The organism is Streptomyces sp. SAJ15 (genome assembly GCF_007595705.1).
GTDB lineage: Bacteria > Actinomycetota > Actinomycetes > Streptomycetales > Streptomycetaceae > Streptomyces.
Genome location: NZ_NISY01000020.1, coordinates 50,093 through 69,339, shown reverse-complemented (window position 1 = coordinate 69,339; position 19,247 = coordinate 50,093). Strand labels below are relative to the sequence as shown.

15 protein-coding genes are annotated in these 19,247 nt (G+C 74.4%); 4 read left to right on the top strand and 11 right to left on the bottom strand.

What is annotated here, in order from left to right; all coding sequences use genetic code 11:
- Positions 1-79 precede the first annotated feature (79 nt).
- Genes CD790_RS31725 through CD790_RS31715 form a run of 3 tightly spaced genes read right to left on the bottom strand, consistent with a single transcriptional unit; the run spans position 80 to position 2,908 of the window.
- The gene (locus tag CD790_RS31725) at positions 80-1,312 is read right to left on the bottom strand and encodes a ketosynthase chain-length factor (RefSeq protein ID WP_144386837.1); all 1,233 of its coding nucleotides are present in this window, start codon (positions 1,310-1,312) and stop codon (positions 80-82) included.
- Positions 1,309-2,586: a beta-ketoacyl synthase gene (locus tag CD790_RS31720; RefSeq protein WP_260868042.1), complete on the bottom strand. Its 1,278-nt coding sequence runs from the start codon at positions 2,584-2,586 to the stop codon at positions 1,309-1,311. Before CD790_RS31720 ends, CD790_RS31725 begins: the two co-directional genes overlap by 4 nt.
- On the bottom strand, positions 2,579-2,908 hold the full coding sequence (locus CD790_RS31715; RefSeq protein WP_144386836.1) for a TcmI family type II polyketide cyclase: 330 nt from the start codon (positions 2,906-2,908) through the stop codon (positions 2,579-2,581). The genes CD790_RS31720 and CD790_RS31715 overlap by 8 nt, the downstream gene beginning before the upstream one ends.
- A 330-nt stretch (positions 2,909-3,238) precedes the next feature.
- Between CD790_RS31715 and CD790_RS31710 the strand changes: the two genes are divergently transcribed.
- A complete protein-coding gene (locus CD790_RS31710) occupies positions 3,239-4,294 on the top strand; it encodes a methyltransferase (RefSeq protein WP_144386835.1) in 1,056 nt (351 codons plus the stop codon).
- 211 nt (positions 4,295-4,505) lie between these two features.
- Here the strand turns inward: CD790_RS31710 and hutI are convergent, their stop codons facing one another.
- From hutI to hutU, 4 genes are all read right to left on the bottom strand, one after another.
- Positions 4,506-5,675 carry an imidazolonepropionase gene (gene hutI, locus CD790_RS31705; protein WP_260868045.1) on the bottom strand — a complete coding sequence of 390 codons (1,170 nt, stop codon included), beginning with the start codon at positions 5,673-5,675 and terminating at the stop codon, positions 4,506-4,508.
- 116 nt (positions 5,676-5,791) lie between these two features.
- On the bottom strand, positions 5,792-7,132 hold the full coding sequence (locus CD790_RS31700) for a formimidoylglutamate deiminase (protein ID WP_399218588.1): 1,341 nt from the start codon (positions 7,130-7,132) through the stop codon (positions 5,792-5,794).
- Positions 7,129-8,316 (bottom strand): allantoate amidohydrolase, encoded by a 1,188-nt coding sequence (locus CD790_RS31695; protein WP_144386832.1) that lies wholly within the window; start codon positions 8,314-8,316, stop codon positions 7,129-7,131. The genes CD790_RS31700 and CD790_RS31695 overlap by 4 nt, the downstream gene beginning before the upstream one ends.
- A 149-nt stretch (positions 8,317-8,465) precedes the next feature.
- The gene (hutU, locus tag CD790_RS31690; protein ID WP_144386831.1) at positions 8,466-10,136 is read right to left on the bottom strand and encodes a urocanate hydratase; all 1,671 of its coding nucleotides are present in this window, start codon (positions 10,134-10,136) and stop codon (positions 8,466-8,468) included.
- Positions 10,137-10,244: 108 nt separating this feature from the next.
- Between hutU and CD790_RS31685 the strand changes: the two genes are divergently transcribed.
- Positions 10,245-11,579, top strand: coding sequence for a diaminopimelate decarboxylase (locus tag CD790_RS31685; protein ID WP_144386830.1), 1,335 nt, complete (start codon positions 10,245-10,247; stop codon positions 11,577-11,579).
- Between the two features lie 164 nt (positions 11,580-11,743).
- On the opposite strand, the gene CD790_RS31680 is transcribed toward CD790_RS31685, so the two are convergent.
- The 3 genes from CD790_RS31680 to CD790_RS31670 all read right to left on the bottom strand — a co-directional run bounded on the left by CD790_RS31680 (position 11,744) and on the right by CD790_RS31670 (position 14,713).
- Entirely contained in the window at positions 11,744-12,604 is an 861-nt protein-coding gene (locus CD790_RS31680) for a MurR/RpiR family transcriptional regulator (RefSeq protein WP_144386829.1), read from the bottom strand.
- 86 nt (positions 12,605-12,690) lie between these two features.
- Positions 12,691-13,017, bottom strand: a complete 327-nt coding sequence (locus CD790_RS31675) for a hypothetical protein (RefSeq protein ID WP_144386828.1) — start codon at positions 13,015-13,017, stop codon at positions 12,691-12,693.
- A gap of 289 nt (positions 13,018-13,306) precedes the next feature.
- The gene (locus tag CD790_RS31670) at positions 13,307-14,713 is read right to left on the bottom strand and encodes an acyl-CoA synthetase (protein WP_144386827.1); all 1,407 of its coding nucleotides are present in this window, start codon (positions 14,711-14,713) and stop codon (positions 13,307-13,309) included.
- 93 nt (positions 14,714-14,806) lie between these two features.
- On the opposite strand from CD790_RS31670, the gene CD790_RS31665 reads away from it, so the two are divergent.
- A complete protein-coding gene (locus CD790_RS31665; RefSeq protein ID WP_144386826.1) occupies positions 14,807-15,262 on the top strand; it encodes a hypothetical protein in 456 nt (151 codons plus the stop codon).
- A gap of 563 nt (positions 15,263-15,825) precedes the next feature.
- Here the strand turns inward: CD790_RS31665 and CD790_RS31660 are convergent.
- Positions 15,826-17,220, bottom strand: coding sequence for a cystathionine beta-synthase (locus CD790_RS31660; protein WP_144386825.1), 1,395 nt, complete (start codon positions 17,218-17,220; stop codon positions 15,826-15,828).
- A 217-nt stretch (positions 17,221-17,437) separates the two neighbouring features.
- Between CD790_RS31660 and CD790_RS31655 the strand changes: the two genes are divergently transcribed.
- Positions 17,438-18,445: an SGNH/GDSL hydrolase family protein gene (locus tag CD790_RS31655; protein WP_144386824.1), complete on the top strand. Its 1,008-nt coding sequence runs from the start codon at positions 17,438-17,440 to the stop codon at positions 18,443-18,445.
- Positions 18,446-19,247: the final 802 nt, after the last annotated feature.

Here is a 19,247-nt window from a genome sequence, read left to right as displayed (position 1 = left end):
GGGTGCTCCTTGTCGGTGTCGTCGTACGGATCGCGGATCGCGGCGCGGATCGCGGATCGCGGGTGGTGCGGAGAAGGGCTCAGCGGGGCGCGCGCAGCACCACGGCCGCGTTGAAACCGCCGTAGCCGCGCGCCACCACCAGCACGTGCCGCAGCGGCGTCTCGCGCGGGGCGCCGCGCACCAGGTCCAGGGGCGGCGCCCCGGCGGGCGGGTCCAGGACGTGGACGGTGGGCGGGATCACCTGGTCGTCGAGGGCGAGCAGGGCCGTGGCCACGTCCAGCGCGGCGGCGCCGGCGTAGAGGCGTCCGGTGGCGGTCTTGGGCACGGTGACGGGCACCCCGCGCGGGCCGAAGACGGCGACCAGGGCGGCCGCCTCGGCGCGGTCCAGGGCGGGGACCCCGGCGCCGTCGGCGAAGACCGCGTCCACCTCGTCCGGGCCGATCCGGGCGTCGGTCAGGGCGGCCTCGACGGCCCGGCGCAGGGTGGGCGCGCGGCCGGAGCCCGGCGGCGGGTCGAAGCTGGCCGCGTAGCCGGCCACCTCGCCGTAGAGCCGGTCCACGCCGCGCCGCAGCGCGTCCTCGCGCCGCTCCAGGACCATGATCGCGCCGCCCTCGCCGGGCACATGACCGCCGGCCCGCGCGTCGAACGGCAGATAGGCGGCGGTCGGGTCGGCGACCCGGCTCAACCGTCCGGTCGCCAACTGGGCGACCATGCAGGCCGGCGAGAGCGGGGCGTCGGTGCCGCCGGTCAGCGCCAGCCGGGCGCCGCCGCGCAGCTGACGGCGGGCGTGTCCGACGGCGTCCAGGCCGCCCGCCTGCTCGGTGGCGATCAGCCCACAGGGGCCGCGCATCCCGTGCAGGATGGAGAGCTGGCCGGTGGTGGCCGCGTAGAACCAGGCCACCGACATGTACGCGCTGACCCGCAGCGGGCCGCCGCTCCACAGCTTCTCCAGCTCGCGCTGGCCGAACTCCACGCCGCCCGAGGAGTTCGCGGTCACCACCGCCATCTCGTACTCGGGGAAGTCCGCCGGGTCGGCCCCGGCGTCCGCCAGCGCCATGGCGGCGGCGGCGAAGGCGAAGTGGGTCATCCGGTCGGTCTGCGCCAGCAGCCGCGCGGGCACGTGGTCGGCCGCCGCGGCCTCGTCGAAGTCCCGCACCTCCCCGGCGAGCTGGGTGGTGTAGCCGGACGGGTCGAAGCGCTGGATGCGGTCGACGGCGCTCTTGCCGGCCAGCGTGGTGGCCCAGTAGGCGTCGAGGCCGGTGCCGGTGGGCGCCACCACGCCGAGCCCGGTGACCACGGTCTCGCCACTCATCGGAGCCTCCTCGGCGAGGTGAGCACGACCGCCGTCTGGAAGCCGCCGAAGCCGCTGCCGACGCTGAGCACCACATCGGTGCGGTGCTCCCGCGCGTGGTTCGGCACGTAGTCCAGGTCGCACTCCGGGTCGCGGGTGGTGAGGTTGGCGGTGGGCGGCACCACCCCGTGCTCGATGGCGAGCGCGGAGGCGGCGACCTCGATCGCGCCGATCGCGCCCAGCGAGTGGCCGATCATCGACTTGATGGAGCTGACCGGCACCCGGCGGGCGTGGTCGCCCAGGCTGCGCTTGAAGGCGGCGGTCTCGTGCCGGTCGTTCTGCCGGGTCCCGGAGCCGTGGGCGTTGACGTAGTCGACCTCCTCCGGGGCGATGCCGGCGGAGCGCAGCGCCTGGGTGATCGCCTCGGCCAGCTCCCGGCCGTCGGGCTTGAGGCCGGTCATGTGGAAGGCGTTGGCGCGGTTGGCGTATCCGGCCACCTCGCAGTAGACGTGCGCGTCGCGGCGCGCCGCCCGGCCGCGCTCCTCCAGCACGAAGACCGCCGCGCCCTCGCCCAGCACCAGCCCGTCGCGCTCCAGGTCGAAGGGGCGACAGGCCCGCTCCGGCTCCTTGTTGCGGGTGGAGGTGGCCTTCAGCGCGTCGAAGCAGGCCACGGTGATCGGCGAGATGGGGGCGTCGGTGGCGCCGCCGATGACCACGTCGGCGGCGCCCTCCTCGATGAGCTGGGCGGCGTACCCGACGGCGTCCAGACCCGAGGTGCAGCCGGTGGAGACGACCGCGGCGGGCCCCTCGGCCCCGCTCAGCCAGGCCACCTCGGCGGCGGCGGTGCTCGGCACCACCGCGCCGTAGAGGTGGCGTACGCCGTACTCCTCGTCGCACAGCCAGCGGCGCCCGCCGTCGGAGATGACCGTGTACTCGCTCTCCATCAGCATGGTGGAGCCCACCGCGTTGCCGATGGCGACGGCGGTGCGGTGCGGGGCGAGCTCCCCGGTGACCAGCCCGCTGTCGGCCAGCGCCTCGCGGGTGGCGACCACCGCGAGCTGCACCGCGCGGTCCATCCGCCGGATCTCCTGCGGGGTCAGCCCGCGGCTCTCCGGGTCGAAGTCGCACTCGGCCGCCACCTGGCAGCGGAACAGCGACGCGTCGAAGAGGCTGATGGTGCGGGTGGCGGTGCGGCCGGCGGTCAGACAGGACCAGAACTCCGGTACGTCGAGCCCGCCGGGCGCCACCACGCCCATGCCGGTGATGACGGCTCGCCTGCCGCCCCGCTCAGTCACGCTCGTTCTCCCAGCGGTAGAACGGCACGGCCATGGCGTGCCGGGGCTCGGACCAGTTCGGGTCGTACGGCCGGATGTAGGGCAGCAGCCGCTCGTGGATCTCCTGGAACAGCGGGTGCCCACGGTGCTCGTACAGCCGCTCGGTGGTGTCCTCGCCGTCCGCCTCGACCAGGTGCAGATAGAGGTCGTGGAAGCGGAACAGGGTCCTTCGGCGGACGCCGATGAGGTGTGGCAGCTCGGTGCCGTCGGACCAGCGGAACACCTCGGACACCCCGGCCACGTCCTCGGGGTTCATCCGAGCCACGATCAACGTTCGGTGCATTTCGACTCCCGTCCCGTCCCGGAGGCGCCGGCCGCGCCGGCCGTCGCCGGTCGTCGTCGGCGTCGGCGTCTGCTTTCGCCGGTCGACGCCGGCTCTCGCCGGTCGGCGCCGGTTCTCACCCGTCGGCGTCGGCTCTCGGCGGTCGTCGCCGGCCGCTCCGGACCTCTCCGGGTCGATGCTCACCGCCGCGGCTGGCACCCCGCTGGTCGGCGGATCGTCCGCGCCCCCACGGGAGCGACAGCGCCGCGACAGTGGCGCGACAGCGCCCCACCAGCGCGGGGCAGCAACCTCGTGCCCGACCCCCGACCGGCATCGAGAGGTGATCCGCCCATGACTGCGACCGCACAGCACGGCACCGGTGACGAGGCGTTCCGGAGGCTCGGAGAGCTGGCCTTCAGCGCCGGCGTGGCGGCGGCGGTGCAGACGGCCGCGCGGCTGCGCGTGCCCGACGTCCTCGACGAGGACCCGCTGCCCGTGGAGAGGCTCGCCGAGAAGGTGGGCCTGGACGCGCACCGCCTCTACCGGCTGCTGCGCACCCTGACCTCGTACGGGGTCTTCGCCGAGCCGCAGCCGCGGCACTTCGCCCAGACCGACGTCTCGGTCCTGCTGCGCGAGGACCACCCGCAGAGCCTGCGGGCGATCGTGCTGTGGGTCGGCTCGCCGTGGACCTGGCAGTCCTGGCCCCGGCTGGAGGACGCCCTGCGCAGCGGCGAGAGCGTCATCCCGAGTGTGTTCGGCAAGGACTTCTACACCTATCTGAAGGAGGACGCCCCCGCCGACGAGAAGGTCTTCGCCCAGGCCATGACCGAGTCGAGCATCCGCAGCTCGGCGGCGGTGGCCGAGGCGCTGGACCTGTCCACGGCCACCACGGTGGTGGACATCGGCGGCGGCCAGGGCCATCTGCTGCGCACGCTGCTCCGCCACAACCCGCACCTGCACGGCGTGCTGTTCGACCTGGAGACGGTGGTCCCGGGCGCCTACGAGGAGCTGCGGGAGGGCGGCGAACTCGGCTCCCGCACCCGGATCCTCGGCGGCAACTGCCTGGAGTCCGTCCCCGTCGAGGCCGACGTCTACCTGCTGAAGAACCTGCTGGACTGGCCGGACGACTTCTCCGTCGCGGTGCTCCGCAACATCCGGGCCGCCGCCCGGCCCGGGGCCCGCGTCGTGGTGGTCGACAGCCTGGTCGACGCCCACCCCGACGAGATGACGATCACCACCGCGCTCGATCTGTTCCTGCTGCTCAACATGGGCGGCCAGAAGCACAGCCGGGGCGAGTTCGAGGAGCTCTACGCCCGCGCGGGCATCGAGGTCACCGGCGTCACCTCGGCACCGGGCACCCTGCCGCGGCTGCACCTGGTCGAGGGACGGATCCCGGCGGCGGGCTGAGCGGCCGGGAACCGTACGGCGGACGGCCCGTGGGGCGCAGGCCGTATGGACAGACGGCCCGTACGAGGGATGGCCGTACGACAGGCGGCTCGTACGGGAGACGACCGTACGACAGACGGCCCGTACGACAGACGGCGGGGCGCCGTCGGCTTCTCGCCGACGGCGCCCCGTCACGCGCGCGTACGCCGCTGTGGCGCTCCCTACGCCGCGGCTACCCCACCAGCTCGCCGCGCTGCCAGACCGCGCTGACCAACGGCACGCCGGGGCGGTAGGCGAGGTGGACGTGTGAGGGGGCGTCGAGCAGCGCGAGGTCGGCGCGGGCGCCGGGGCTGACGCGCCCGACGTCGGTGCGGCGGAGCGCCGCCGCGCCGCCCGCGGTGGCCGACCAGACGGCCTCGTCGGGCGTCATCCGCATGTCCCGCACGGCCACCGCGATACAGAACGGCATCGAGCTGGTGAAGGACGAGCCCGGGTTGCAGTCGGGCGACAGGGCGACGGTGACGCCGGCGTCCAGCAGTCGGCGCGCGTCCGGGTAGGTCGCCCGGGTGGAGAACTCGGCGCCGGGCAGCAGCGTGGCCACCGTGGTGCCGTTCGCCAGCGCGTCCACGTCCTCGTCGGAGAGGTGGGTGCAGTGGTCGGCGGAGGCCGCGCCGAGCTCCACGGCCAGCTGCACGCCGGGGCCGTACGAGAGCTGGTTGGCGTGCACGCGCGGCAGCAGGCCGCGCTCGATGCCGGCGGTGAGGACGGCCCGCGCCTGGTCCCCGTCGAAGGCGCCCTGCTCGCAGAAGACGTCGACCCAGCGGGCGTGCGGGGCGCAGGCGTCCAGCATCGGCCCGGTGACCAGCTCGACGTAGGCGTCGGGCCGGTCGGCGAACTCCGGGGCGACCACGTGCGCGCCGAGGTAGGTGACCTCGTCGGTGTGCGCGGCGGCGATGCGCAGGGCGCGCGCCTCGTGCTCGGTGGTCAGCCCGTAGCCGGACTTGATCTCGATGGTGGTGGTGCCCTGGCGCAGCGCCTCCCGCCGGTAGCGGGCCACGTTGTCGTGCAGCTCGTTGTTGGAGGCGGCGCGGGTGGCGGCGACGGTGGTGCGGATGCCGCCGGCGCTGTAGCTCCGGCCCGTCATGCGGGCGTTGAACTCCTCGGTGCGGTCTCCGGCGAAGACCAGGTGGGAGTGGGAGTCGACGAAGCCGGGGATGACCGCCCGGCCCTCGGCGTCGACCCGGTTGTCGGTGCCGGGGACCTTGCTCGACGGGCCGACCCAGGCGACGCGGTCGCCCTCGATGACGACCGCCGCGTCCTTCAGCAGTCCGAGCGGGCCCTCACCGAGCTCGGGGTCGTTGGTGACCAGGCCGGCGATGTTGACGATGGCGGTGGTGTCCACCCCGCCCGGCCCGGTGGGCGCGGGGGGCTGGACCAGGGGTGTGTGGGTGTGCGGGTGGGGCGTGGGGTTCATCGCGGGGGTCTCCTTCGGCCGGGTGGCCGGTGCCGTCGGGCCGTTCACTCACGCAGCGCGGCGATGGACTCGGACAGGGCTAGCGGGACCTGCGGCACCAGCTGGTGCCGCCCGTCCCGGACGATGTGGCGGCCGCCGACCACGGTGTGCAGCACGTCCGCGTTGGAGGCCGCGAAGACGGCGACCTCGGCGCCCAGCCGGGGCAGCGGGCCCGCGGTGCGCACGGAGTCCAGCCGGACCGTGGTGAAGTCGGCGAGCGCGCCGCTCTCTATCCGTCCGGCGCTGTCCCAACCGAGCGCCGCGTGACCGTCCTCGGTGGCCGCGCGCAGCAGTTGGGCGGCGGTCCAGTGGCCCCGGGTGCGGGTGCGCAGCCGCTCGTCCAGCTCCATCGCGCGGGCCTCTTCGAGGATGTCGATGACCGCGTGGCTGTCGCTGCCCAGGCTCAGCGGGGAGCCCGCGCCCTGCAGCCGGGTGGCCGGGCCGATGCCGTCGGCCAGGTCGCGCTCGGTGGTCGGGCACATGCACACGCCGGTGCCGGTGGAGCCCAGCAGCGCGATGTCCTCGTCGGTGAGGTGCGTGGCGTGCACGGCCGTGGTGCGCGGGCCGAGCGCCCCGTGGTCGGCCAGCAGCCCGGTGGGGGTGCGGCCGTGCGCCTCGCGGCAGGCGTCGTTCTCGGCGGTCTGCTCCGAGAGGTGGACGTGGAGCGGCGCCTGCCGGTCGGCGGCCCACTGGGCGACGGTGGCCAGCTGCCCCGCCGGGACGGCCCGCACCGAGTGGATGGCCGCGCCGATCCGGGCGTGCGGGGCCGGGATCAGCGCCGAGACCCGCTCGGCCCAGGCGTCGGCGGTGCCGTCGCTGAAGCGCAGCTGGTGCGGGGAGGGCGCGGCGCCGAAGCCGGAGGAGAGGTAGGCGGTGTCCAGCAGGGTGATGCGGATGCCGGCCTCGGCGGCGGCCGCGATCAGGGCCTCGCCCATGGCGTTGGGGTCGGCGTACCGGGTGCCGCCGGGCGCGTGGTGGACGTAGTGGAACTCGCCGACGCAGGTGATGCCGGCGAGCGCCATCTCCGCGTAGACGGCGCGGGCGAGGGCGAAGTAGCTGTCCGGGGTGAGCCGGGCGGCGTACTGGTACATGAACTCGCGCCAGGTCCAGAAGGTCCCGGAGCCGATCTGCACCAGCCCGCGCAGGGCGCGGTGGAAGGCGTGCGAGTGGGCGTTGGCCAGGCCGGGGAGGGTCAGCCCGCGGAGGGTGACGCCGCCGACGGGCGGCGCCGGCACCCCCGTCCGCAGGGCCGTGATGCGACCGTCGGCGCCGGTCTCGATGGCCACGCCCGGCTCGACATGGGTGCCGAGCCAGGCGTGTTCAGCCCAGTAGGTCTGCGGTGTCAGCGACACGCGAGGCCCTCCAGTACGTCGGCGAGTGCGGTCACTCCGGCGAGGCAGTCGTCCTCGGCGGCGGTTTCCGCGGGCGAGTGCGAGACGCCGGTGGGATTCCGTACGAACAGCATGGCCGTGGGGACCGATGCGGACAAAATACCCGCGTCGTGTCCCGCGCCGGTGGGGAGCACGGGTGCGTCGCCCAAGAGGGCGGCCAGCTCGTCGCGCAGGGCGTGCCCGAACTCCACCACGGGGGTGAAGGACTCCCGGGTCATCCGGACGTCGACGCCGTCCCGCTCGCCGCGCTCCACCGCCGCCCGCTCGATCTCCGCGACGACGGCGTCCAGCGTCTCCTGGTCGGCGGCGCGCGAGTCCAGCCAGCCGCGCACCAGCGAGGGGATGGCGTTGACGCCGTTCGGCTCCACGCTGACCTTGCCGAAGGTGGCCAGCGCACCGGCCAGCCGCGCCTTCTTGCGCGCGGCGAGCACGGTGTTGGCGTACGTCAGCATCGGGTCGCGGCGGTCCTCCAGCCGGGTGGTGCCGGCGTGGTTGGCCTCGCCGTGGAAGTCGAACCGCCAGCGGCCGTGCGGCCAGATGGCGGACGCGATGCCGATCGGGTGCCCGGACAGGTCCAGCGCCCGGCCCTGCTCCACGTGCAGCTCGACGAAGGCGCCGATGCGGGCGAGGCGCTCGGGGTCGGGGCCGATCGCCTCCGGGTCGTACCCGGCCCGCTCCATGGCCTCTGCCAGCCCGACGCCGTCGGCGTCGCGCAGCGCGTGCGCCTGCTCCGGCGTCAGCTGCCCGGCCGCCAGCCGGGAGCCCACGCAGGCCAGCCCGAACCGGGCGCCCTCCTCGTCACCGAAGTTGACGATCGCCAGCGGGCGGGTCGGCCGCGCGCCGCGCGAGCGGAGCTCGTCGAGCGCGGCGAACGAGGACACGACGCCCAGCGGGCCGTCGAACGCGCCGCCGTCCGGCACGGAGTCCAGGTGCGAGCCGGTCACCACCGCGTCCTCGGCGGCCGGGTCGCCCAGCCACGCCCACTGGTTCCCGTTCCGGTCCACCTCGTACGCCAGCCCCCGGGACTCCGCCTGCGCCCGGAACCACTCCCGGCAGTCGACGTCGGCCCCGGTCCAGGCGAAGCGGCGGTAGCCGCCCGAGGCCGCTTCGCGGCCGATAGGCAACAGGTCCTTCCACATCTCGTGGAACGAACTCCCCGGCCCGCCCGCCCCCGCTCCTTCTCCGGGGGCGCTGTGCCCGCCCGGTTGTGGGCAGTCGTTCCGCGGGGCGGAACGGGTGGGCCCAACCGCACCCGCGCCCGCACCCGGCGACGTGTCACCGTGCGCGGTCATTCGGCGCCCTCGGCGCCCTCGCGCATCGGGACGCGCACGCCGCGCTCCGCGGCGACCTCGTCGGCGCGGTCGTAGCCGGCGTCGACGTGGCGGATGACGCCCATGCCCGGGTCGTTGGTGAGCACCCGGCGGATCTTCTCACCGGCGAGCGGGGTGCCGTCGGCGACGGTGACCTGGCCGGCGTGGATGGAGCGGCCCATGCCGACGCCGCCGCCATGGTGGATCGAGACCCAGGACGCGCCGGAGGCCACGTTGACCATGGCGTTGAGCAGCGGCCAGTCGGCGATGGCGTCGGAGCCGTCGAGCATGGCCTCGGTCTCGCGGTAGGGCGAGGCGACGGAGCCGCAGTCGAGGTGGTCGCGGCCGATGGCCAGCGGGGCGGCCAGCTCGCCGCTCGCGACCATGTCGTTGAAGCGCTCGCCGGCCTTGTCGCGCTCGCCGTAGCCGAGCCAGCAGATGCGCGCGGGCAGGCCCTGGAAGTGGACACGCTCGCCGGCCATCTTGATCCAGCGGGCCAGGGACTCGTTCTCCGGGAAGAGGTCCAGCATCGCCTTGTCGGTCTTGGCGATGTCGGCCGGGTCGCCGGACAGGGCGGCCCAGCGGAACGGGCCCTTGCCCTCGCAGAACAGCGGGCGGATGTAGGCCGGGACGAAGCCGGGGAAGGCGAAGGCGCGGTCGTAGCCGGCCAGCTGGGCCTCGCCGCGGATGGAGTTGCCGTAGTCGAAGACCTCGGCGCCGGCGTCCATGAAGCCGACCATCGCCTCGACGTGCCTGGCCATGGACTCGCGGGCGCGGGTGGTGAACCCGGCCGGGTCCTTGGCGGCGTACGCGGCCATGTCCTCGAAGGCGACGCCGGTGGGGAGGTAGGAGAGCGGGTCGTGGGCGGAGGTCTGGTCCGTCACGATGTCGATCGGGGCGCCCTCGGCCAGCATCTGCGGGAGCAGGTCGGCCGCGTTGCCGAGCAGGCCGATGGAGAGCGGCTTGCGGGCGTCGCGGGCCTCGGTGGCGAGCTGGAGCGCGTGCTGGAGGCTGTCGGCCTTGACGTCCAGGTAGCGGTGCTCGATCCGGCGCTCGATGGCGCGCGGGTCGCAGTCGACGCAGATCGCGACGCCGTCGTTCATCGTCACGGCCAGCGGCTGGGCGCCGCCCATGCCGCCGAGGCCGGCGGTGAGGGTGATGGTGCCGGCCAGGGTGCCGTTGAACTTCTTGGCGGCGACCGCGGCGAAGGTCTCGTAGGTGCCCTGGAGGATGCCCTGGGTGCCGATGTAGATCCAGGAGCCGGCGGTCATCTGGCCGTACATGGTCAGGCCGAGCTGCTCCAGGCGGCGGAACTCCTCCCAGTTGGCCCAGTCGCCGACCAGGTTGGAGTTGGCGATCAGGACGCGCGGGGCCCACTCGTGGGTCTGCATGACGCCGACCGGGCGACCCGACTGGACGAGCATCGTCTCGTCCTGCTTGAGGGTCCGCAGCGTGCGGACCATCGCGTCGAAGGAGCGCCAGTCACGGGCCGCCTTGCCGGTGCCGCCGTAGACCACGAGCTTGTCGGGGTGCTCGGCGACCTCGGGGTCGAGGTTGTTCTGCAGCATCCGCAGGGCGGCCTCCTGCTGCCACCCCAGAGCGCTCAGCTCGTTGCCGCGCGGGGCTCGTACGGGTCGCGGTCCGGACATGAAGCACGCCTCCTGCCATTGACTGGATCGAGATATTCACATCTTGTCGTCACTGAATACCTCTAGTCAACAGCTTCGCCGCCGTGCCTGAGGTGGTTGGCTGGAGACATGACAACCACCCGTCGCGACTTCGCCGTCCGTGCCGCCGTGGAACAAGGGCTGATCGGTCCCGACCAGCCCGTCATCGGCCTGCTGGACGTGGCCGGAATCCGTGCCGCCGCCACCGCCCTGCGCGCCGCCTTCGCCGAGGTCACCGCCCCCGGCACGCGCGTCCTGCACGCCTTCGCGGCCAAGGCCGCCGCCCTGGTGCCGGTGCTGCGACTGCTGGCGGACGAGGGGCTGGGGTGCGAGGTGGCCAGCCCCGGCGAGCTGGCGCTGGCCCGGGCGGCCGGGGTGCCCGCGGACCGCATCGTCCTCGACTCGCCCGCCAAGACCCCCACCGAGCTGCGCGAGGCGCTCACCCTGGGCGTCGCCGTCAACGCGGACTCCTTCGCCGAGCTGGCCCGACTCGACGGGCTGCGCCAGCGGGTGCGCGGCGACTCCCCGCTGGGCCTACGGGTCAACCCCCAGGTCGGCGGCGGCGTCATCGACGCGCTCAGCACCGCCACCGCCACCGCCAAGTTCGGCGTCCCGCTGCGCGACCCGGGCGCGCGGGAGGCCACCGTACGGGCCTTCCTGGACCGCCCCTGGCTGACCCGGCTGCATGCCCATGTCGGCTCGCAGGGCTGTCCGCTGGAGCTGATGGCGGCCGGCGTCCGGGAGGCGTACGAGCTGGCCGAGGAGGTCAACCGGGCGGCCGGACGACGGCAGATCGACACACTCGACATCGGCGGCGGACTCCCCGTCAACTTCGCCTCCGACGAGACCACCCCCACCTTCGCGGCCTACGCCCGAGCGCTGCGCGCCGCCGCCCCCGGGCTGTTCTCCGGCGACTACCACCTCGTCACCGAGTTCGGCCGGTCGCTGCTGGCCAAGTCGGGCACCGTGCTGGCGCGCGTGGAGTACACCAAGACCGCCGGCGGCCGCCCGATCGCGGTCACCCACGCCGGCGCGCAACTGGCCGTGCGCACCGTCTTCGCCCCCGAGACCTGGCCGCTGCGGATCTCCGCCTACGACCCGCACGGCCACCCCAAGGCCGCCGGCCCCGACGGCCCGGTGGTGCAGGACGTCGCCGGACCCTGCTGCTTCGCCGGCGACCTGGTCGCGACAGCCCGCCCACTGCCCCCGCTCGCGGCGGGCGACCTGACGGCGCTGCTCGACACCGGCGCCTACTACTTCTCCAACCACTACGCGTACAACAGCCTGCCGCGACCCGGCGTCTACGGCTTCACGATCGAGGAAGACGCCACCGTGCGCTTCGCCACCGTACGGAGCCCGCAGACGATCGCCGAGATCGTCACCGAAAGCGGCGGCGCCCACGCGGAGGCCCTGTCGGGCCTGTGACCGGCGCCCCGTGCGGAGGGCTGGAGGCCGGGAGGGCGTGCGGACGGGCCTGGAGGGGGCGGGGCGGGGCCGGCGGGGGCGGGAGGGGCCGGGGCGGTCCAGGAGGGCGTGGGGCCGGAGGGCGCCGGACGGGGCGCTTTCGGTACCCGGCCGGTCCGCGCGCGTCAGTCGGCGAACAGCCCGCGCGCCGCGGCCTTGGTGTCGAACTCCTCCAGCCGGGCCTGGGCGTCCGGGAGCGCGTCGCACATCGCCTCCAGCAGCACCCGGCCGAGCAGCATGGGCGCGCAGGCGGTGTCGAAGGCCAGGCCGGTGCCGACCGCGGCCGGCAGCAGCAGGTCGCTGTGCCGGGCCACCGGGGCGAAGGCGCTGTCGGCCACGGTGACCACCGTCAGCCCCGCTCCCCGCGCGTACTCCAGGGCCTCGACGACCTCGCGCGGGTGGCGCGGCAGCGCGAAGCACAGCAGCGCGGTGGCGCCCGCGCGGACCGCGGCGTCGATGCGGTCCGCGAGCATGGTGCCGCCCTCGTCGAGCAGCCGGACGTCCGGGTGGACCTTGCGGGCGAAGTAAGCGAAGCCGCGGGCCTGGGCGGACGCCGCGCGCAGCCCGAGCACCGGCAGCGGGCGGGAGGCGGCGAGCAGCCGGCCGGCCCGGTCCACCGGCGTGGGGTCGGCCAGCAGCGAGGCCAGGTGGCGCAGGTTGTCGATCTCCGACTGCACCGCCTGCTGGTACTCGTTGTACGAGTCCGAGCCGCCCGGCTCCACCCCGGCGGGGGCGACCTCACGCAAGTACTTGCGCAGCGCCGGGTAGCCGTCGAAGCCCAGCGCGACCGCGAACCGGGTCACCGAGGGCTGGCTCACCCCGGCCAGCTCGGCCAGCTCCACGCTGGAGAGGAAGGGCGCGTCGGCCGCCCGGCGCACCATGCAGTGCGCGATGCGGCGCTGCGTCGGCGTCAGCCGGTGCCCCTCGAACAACTTCTGCAGCCGGGCCGCCCCCGCCTCCGGGCCCCCGTCCAGCTCACTGCCCATCCGGTCCTCCCGACCCCACCTATTCACGCCCCTTACGCCTTGCATAACTATATGCGGGCGGCGCCCCCGGCCCGGGCGGAGCCGCTTCAGTCCGAGCGGCCGTACGCCTCCCCCACCAGCAGGACCGCCGTGGACAGGCCCAGCTGGGGCTCGGCCTTGCGCAGCGCGCGGACGGCGGTGACCTGGTCGGTGTGGTCGTCCACGCCGGAGCCCGCCAGCGCGCGGCGGACCCAACGGACCCTCAGCTCCGCGTCGCTCAGGGCCCTCTGCTCGGCGATCAGCGCGACGGCGCGCTCCAGACCGGGCCGTTCGGCATCGTCCGCGGTCGCCAGCGCCTGCCGCAAGGTGGCGTCCAGTTCCTCCCCGTCACGCAGCACCAGCACGTTGAGGCCCGCGTTGCTGAAGCCGAACATGCCACTCCTTCACACCTTCACACGTCCCACACCATCCCGTGATACGCACCGTATGCCGCCGCAAGCGGCCGGACATCAGTCGCCAGACCGTTTTCGATACCCCACCCATCGGCGGGGTACCGGCCCGACGGAGCCCCCACGCGACGCGAGGCATACCGGATCGCTACGCAGCGTGGCCGCACCGAGCCGCACACCGGGGTCCCGGCGCGGTCCTCGCCAGGGAGGCGCTACGCAGGGTCGCCCCCGGTGTGCCGCGCGGGGACGCGCGGGCCGGGTGCCGCGCGGGGCGTTACAGCGGGGGCAGCAGCTTCTTCTGCGGCTTGCCCATCGCGTTGCGCGGCAGCGCCTCCAGGAAGCGCACCTTGCGGGGCCGCTTGTGAACCGAGAGCCGCTCGGCCACGAAGTCGATGAGCTCCCGCTCCCCCACCCCGTCGGCGACCACGTACGCGACGATCTCCTGCCCCAGGTCCTCGTGCGGGGCGCCGACGACCGCTGCCTCCCGCACCGCCGGGTGGTCCAGCAGCGCGTTCTCCACCTCGCCCGCCCCGATCCGGTAGCCACCGGACTTGATCATGTCCGTCGAGGCCCGCCCGACGATCCGGTGCGCCCCGTCCTCCTCGATGGCCGCGATGTCGCCGGTGCGGAACCAGCCGTCCTCGGTGAACGATCCCGAGGTCGCCTCGGGGCGGTTCAGATAGCCGTCGAAGAGCGTCGGTCCGGAGATCTGGAGCTCGCCGATGTCGGCGCCCGGCTCGGCCACCACCCGGGTGGCGATGCCCGCCAGCGGGGTCCCCACATAACCGGGGCGCCGCTCGCCGTCCGCCCGCGCGGAGACCGTGATGAGGGTCTCCGTCATGCCGTAGCGCTCGACGGGGCGCTGCCCGGTGAGCCGCTCCATGGCGTGGAAGACCGGCGCGGGCAGCGGGGCGCTGCCGGAGACCAGCAGCCTGGCCCCGCTCAGCGCGCGGGCGGCGGACTCCTCCCGCACCACTCGGCCCCACACCGTCGGCACGCCGAAGTACAGGCTGCCGCCGGCCGCCGCGTACGCCTCCGGGGTGGGCCGCCCGGTGTGCACCAGCCGGCTGCCCACCCGCAGCGCGCCCAGCACGCCCAGCACCAGCCCGTGCACGTGGAACAGCGGCAGCCCGTGCACCAGCGTGTCCTCCGGCGTCCACGCCCACGCCTCCGCGAGCGCGTCCAGGTCGGCGGCGACCGCGCGGCGCGAGATGAGCGCGCCCTTGGGGGCGCCGGTGGTACCCGAGGTGTAGAGGATGAACGCCGTGGAGTCCGGCTCGGCCTCCGGCTCGGACCACGCCACGCGCTCCCGCACGTCCACCGGGACCGTCTCCACGCCCGACCCGCCCGGCCCCTCACCAGCGGCCTCGTCCTCGCCTGCGCCGGTGAGCAGCAGCGCGGCGCCCGAGTCGCGCAGGATGTGGTCCCGTTCGGCCGGCCCGGAGTCCGGCGGCACCGGCACCACCGGCACCCCGGCGAGCAGCGCGCCCGTCACCGCCGTGACCGTCTCCAGCGAGGCGGTGGCGCGGACCGCGACCACCGGCGCCCCGGCGATCCGGGCGGCCACCGCGCCGGCGGCGCCCAGCAGGTCCTCGCGCGAACAGGGCCGGCCCGCGACCGCGAGCGCGTCCGGACGGTCGCCGCCGGGCTCGGTGAGGGACGACAGCAGAGGTGCGGCCACGGGCTGCTCCTTCGGCAGGGGGGCTGCCCCCCGGACGATTTCGGGGGGCTAGCCCTACTTACAACGGCACTCCCTGACCGTACCGTCGACAGCATGGACGCCCGCGACCCCGAGCTGACGCGAGAACTCGACGCCACCTTGCAGACCCGCAAGGAACTGGGCGCCGAATACGAGAAAGAGCTGGTGGACTCCTTCATGGAGAAGGTCGAGCAGCGCTTCGACGCCGCCGCCGACCGACATGTGCGACGGCACATGGCCGAGCAGCAGATGGCCGCCGCGCGCGGCCCCCGCCCGCAGTTGATCGGCGGTCAGTCGGGCCAGCCGCCCGCGCCGGGCGAGGGCCTCGGCATCGGCGAGCGCTTCGGCTTCGTCGCCGTCTCGCTGGTGCTCGCGATCCCGCTGTCCGCGATCGCCGTGGTCAACGCCGGGCTGTCGGGCCTGCTCATCTGCTGGGGCGGCATCGTCGGTGTCAACGCGGTCCACGCTGCCGGCGCCCTCGACCTCTTCCGCCGCCGGCGCGGCGACCACGGCCCCGACCGCCGCGACTGACCCCTGAGGGCTCCGGTAGCCCGCTGGGGGCCTCCCCACGCCCGCTGGGTGTCCCCAAGCCCGCTGGGGGTGGGAGCGCCCGGAGGCCGGCGACCGCGGAGAGAGACTGAGCGGGGGCCGCCGCACCCCGGTGTGAGCACCGAGGGCGGGACGACGGCGGTCCCCCGCGGGGACGCGCGACTCCGGTTCAGGTCCGTGCCGTCGCGTCCGGGCGACCTGGGAGGTCCGGGAGCCGCTCCGGAGGTCCGTGTCGCCGCACTTCGGGTGTCGGCGCGTCCTTGCCGACGTCCTCCAATGTGCCCGACGCGTGTTAAATGCGTGCTGCGCCCGCGTGACGCATACGTACCGTTTACGCGAAGTCGCGTTCAGCGGACCTATCCTGACGGCTCCTTGACGGCGGCGACGGGCGGGTGCCACCCCGAACGGCGGGCGAGTGCCGCCCCCGAACGGCGGGCGGGTGTCACCCGCGAACGGCCGTGGGTGCCACCCCCGAACGGCCGGTGGGGCGTCGCGGGACCGTACGGTCCCGCGACGCCCCACCTCTCGGGTCGGCGGCCGCGGACTCAGTGCGCCTTGGCCGCGGTCTTCGCCAGGTAGGCGAGCAGGTCCTGCCGGCTCACCACACCCTTGGGCTTGCCCTCCACCAGCACTATGGCGGCGTCGGCCGTGCCCAGGGCGGCCATCAGGTCCTCGACCGGCTCGCCCGAGCCGACCTGCGGCAGCGGCGGGCTCATGTGCTTCTCCAGCGGGTCGGTGAGCGAGGCCCGCTGCGCGAAGAGCGCGTCCAGCAGCTCGCGCTCCACCACCGAGCCGACGACCTCGGCGGCCATCACGTCGGGGTGGCCGGCGCCCGGCTTGACGATCGGCATCTGCGAGACGCCGTACTCCCGCAGCACCTCGATGGCCTCGCCGACCGTCTCCTCCGGGTGCATGTGGACCAGCGAGGGCAGACCGCCCTCCTTGCCCTCCAGCACGTCGCCGACGCGGACGGCCGGGCCGGCCTCCTCCAGGAAGCCGTAGTCGGCCATCCAGTCGTCGTTGAAGATCTTCGAGAGGTAGCCGCGGCCGCTGTCCGGCAGCAGCACGACCACGACGTCGTCCGGGCCGAGCCCCTCGGCGACGCGCAGCGCGGCGACGACCGCCATGCCGCAGGAGCCGCCCACCAGCAGCCCCTCCTCCTTGGCGAGGCGGCGGGTCATCTGGAAGGCGTCCTTGTCGGAGACCGCGACGATCTCGTCCGCGACGGTGCGGTCGTAGGCGGTCGGCCAGAAGTCCTCGCCGACGCCCTCGATCAGGTACGGGCGGCCGGAGCCGCCGCTGTAGACGGAGCCCTCCGGGTCGGCGCCGATGACCTTGACCTTGCCGTCACTGGCGTCCTTCAGGTAGCGGCCGGTGCCGCTGATGGTGCCGCCGGTGCCGACGCCCGCGACGAAGTGGGTGATCTTCCCCTCCGTCTGCTCCCACAGCTCCGGGCCGGTGCTCTCGTAGTGGGACCGCGGGTTGTTCGGGTTGCTGTACTGGTCGGGCTTCCAGGCGCCGGGGGTCTCGCGCACCAGGCGGTCCGAGACGTTGTAGTACGAATCGGGGTGCTCGGGGTCGACGGCGGTGGGGCAGACGACGACCTCGGCGCCGTAGGCCCGCAGCACGTTGATCTTGTCGGTGGACACCTTGTCCGGGCAGACGAAGATGCACTTGTAGCCCTTGCGCTGGGCGACCATGGCCAGGCCCACACCGGTGTTGCCGGAGGTCGGCTCCACGATGGTGCCGCCCGGCTTGAGCTCTCCGGAGCGCTCCGCGGCCTCGATCATCCGTACGGCGATGCGGTCCTTCACCGAGCCGCCGGGGTTGAAGTACTCAACCTTGGCCAGGACCGTCGCCTGGATGCCTTCCGTGACGTTGTTGAGCTTGACCAGCGGCGTATTGCCTACCAGCTCAATCATCGATTCGTAGTACTGCACGCCCTACTCCTGGTTAAGCGGGATCGTTGAGCGGGATCTCCGCGGGTCGAGGGGGTGGCCGCCGTCGCGGTCCCGTGATGTCAGCTTATTGCGCGATCGGTGGAGTGCTCACGCGTTGCGTGAGAGCCCTGGCAGGGCACCTAGGTGTTAGCAAGGAGTACCGAGCAGTACGAAGCGGGTGTCTGGCTGGAAACACGACCGGGAGGTGGACGGTCCCATGTCGATGTCGAGGGCGAGGGTCGCCCGGCGGATCGCCGCCGCGGCGGCCTACGGCGGTGGTGGGATCGGGGTCCTGGGCGGGGTCGTCGTCGGCCTGGTGCTGACCGAGGTCTCGCTGGCCAGGAAGGTGGTCGGCGGGTCGGACGCGGTGAAGCCGGCCGCGGACGGGCGGTACGGCTTCGCCTTCGCGCTGCGCAACGGGCAGCAGCCGCTGCGGCTGGCCTTCCTCGGCGACTCCACCGCCGCCGGCCAGGGCGTCCACCGGCCGAGCCAGACTCCGGGCGCGCTGCTGGCCTCCGGGCTCGCCGCGGTGGCCGAGCGCCCGGTGGACCTGCGGAACGTGGCCAGCTGCGGGGCACAGTCCACCGACCTGGAGCGGCAGGTCTCGCTGCTGCTGGCGGATCCGCGGATGCGGCCCGACGTGTGCGTGATCATGATCGGCGCGAACGATGTGACGCATCGCATGCCGCCCGCGGAGTCGGTGCGGCTGTTGTCGGACGCGGTGCGGCGGCTGCGCGAGAGCGGCTGCGCGGTGGTCGTCGGCACCTGCCCGGACCTGGGCACCATCGAGCCCGTCTACCAGCCGCTGCGCTGGATCGCGCGCCGGCTGAGCCGACAGCTGGCGGCGGCGCAGACCATCGCGGTGGTCGAGCAGGGCGGGCGCACGGTCTCGCTGGGCGATCTGCTGGGGCCGGAGTTCGAGGCCCGGCCGCGGGAGCTGTTCGGCCCGGACAACTACCACCCCTCGGCGGAGGGGTACGCGACGGCCGCCATGGCCGTCCTGCCGACGCTGTGCGCGGCGCTGGGGCTGTGGCCGGAGGAGGACCGCCCGGAGGCGGCCCGCCAGGAGGGGTACCTGCCGGTGGCGCGGGCGGCCGCCGAGGCCGCGGCGGAAGGCGGTACGGAGGTCACGGCCGCCCGAGGCCCCTGGGCCCTGCTGCTCCGCCGCCGCCGTCGCCTCCCGGAATCCCAGCCCCCCACCCCCATCCCGACCCCGGAGACCTGATGCCGCGGTGCGCGGTGACGGTGCGGGTGTGGGTGCGCGGGGGTGGGTGCGGGTGCGTGGTGGTGGCGCGGGTGCGGGTGCGTGGTGGATGGTGCGGGTGCGCGGGTGCGGGTGCTGGTGCGGGTTTCGCGTGGCGGGGGGGGGGGGGGGGGGGGGCCGGGGGGTCGGGGTCTCCGGGGCCGGGGACCTGGACCGCATATTTACGGCGAGAACCCACCCCCGCCCGGCCACCCCCGCCTCACGCCACAAATATGCGACAGCGTCCAGCCCCCCACCCCTGCGACCCCGCCCCCTCCCCCGCACCTCAAACACCCGCCGCCCCAGCCCCCGCAGGCATCCGACCACGCGTTGGGATACCGGGGATGGGCGGGGAAACGACCCCGGCCCGGCAGCGCCGGTCGAGAGGCACGCCGAGCACGGCCACGTGGCGGGACCACCCCGAGACACCCGGATGGCCGGGGTAACGGCCCCCACGCGCGGCAGCGCCGGTGAAGGAGCAACGCGGAGCACGACCGCGCGACGGGCCCACCCCGGCCGCCCCCAAGCACCAAGCCCCACCCCCGTGGAACGGAAGCCGCGTGGGCCCCGCCTCAACCCGCGCGTTGGGGTGCCGGGCGGGTGGGCGGGGAAACGACCCCGGCGCGGTAGCGCCGGTCAAGGGGCACGCGGAGCACAGCGCGTGGCGGGGCCACCCCGGCAGGCCCGCAATGACCAAGCCCCCGTGGAACGGAAGCCGCGCAGCCCCCGGCCCACCCCACGGGTTGGGGTGCCGGGCGGGTGGGCGGGGAAAAGAGCCCGGCGC

What these genes read in the sequence shown, in the direction of transcription:
- CD790_RS31725 (WP_144386837.1), bottom strand. Translation starts at nt 1,312, where the DNA reads ATGAGTGGCGAGACCGTGGTCACCGGGCTCGGCGTGGTGGCGCCCACC.
- CD790_RS31715 (WP_144386836.1), bottom strand. Translation starts at nt 2,908, where the DNA reads ATGCACCGAACGTTGATCGTGGCTCGGATGAACCCCGAGGACGTGGCC.
- CD790_RS31710 (WP_144386835.1), top strand. Translation starts at nt 3,239, where the DNA reads ATGACTGCGACCGCACAGCACGGCACCGGTGACGAGGCGTTCCGGAGG.
- CD790_RS31695 (WP_144386832.1), bottom strand. Translation starts at nt 8,316, where the DNA reads ATGTGGAAGGACCTGTTGCCTATCGGCCGCGAAGCGGCCTCGGGCGGC.
- hutU (WP_144386831.1), bottom strand. Translation starts at nt 10,136, where the DNA reads ATGTCCGGACCGCGACCCGTACGAGCCCCGCGCGGCAACGAGCTGAGC.
- CD790_RS31685 (WP_144386830.1), top strand. Translation starts at nt 10,245, where the DNA reads ATGACAACCACCCGTCGCGACTTCGCCGTCCGTGCCGCCGTGGAACAA.
- CD790_RS31680 (WP_144386829.1), bottom strand. Translation starts at nt 12,604, where the DNA reads ATGGGCAGTGAGCTGGACGGGGGCCCGGAGGCGGGGGCGGCCCGGCTG.
- CD790_RS31675 (WP_144386828.1), bottom strand. Translation starts at nt 13,017, where the DNA reads ATGTTCGGCTTCAGCAACGCGGGCCTCAACGTGCTGGTGCTGCGTGAC.
- CD790_RS31665 (WP_144386826.1), top strand. Translation starts at nt 14,807, where the DNA reads ATGGACGCCCGCGACCCCGAGCTGACGCGAGAACTCGACGCCACCTTG.
- CD790_RS31655 (WP_144386824.1), top strand. Translation starts at nt 17,438, where the DNA reads ATGTCGATGTCGAGGGCGAGGGTCGCCCGGCGGATCGCCGCCGCGGCG.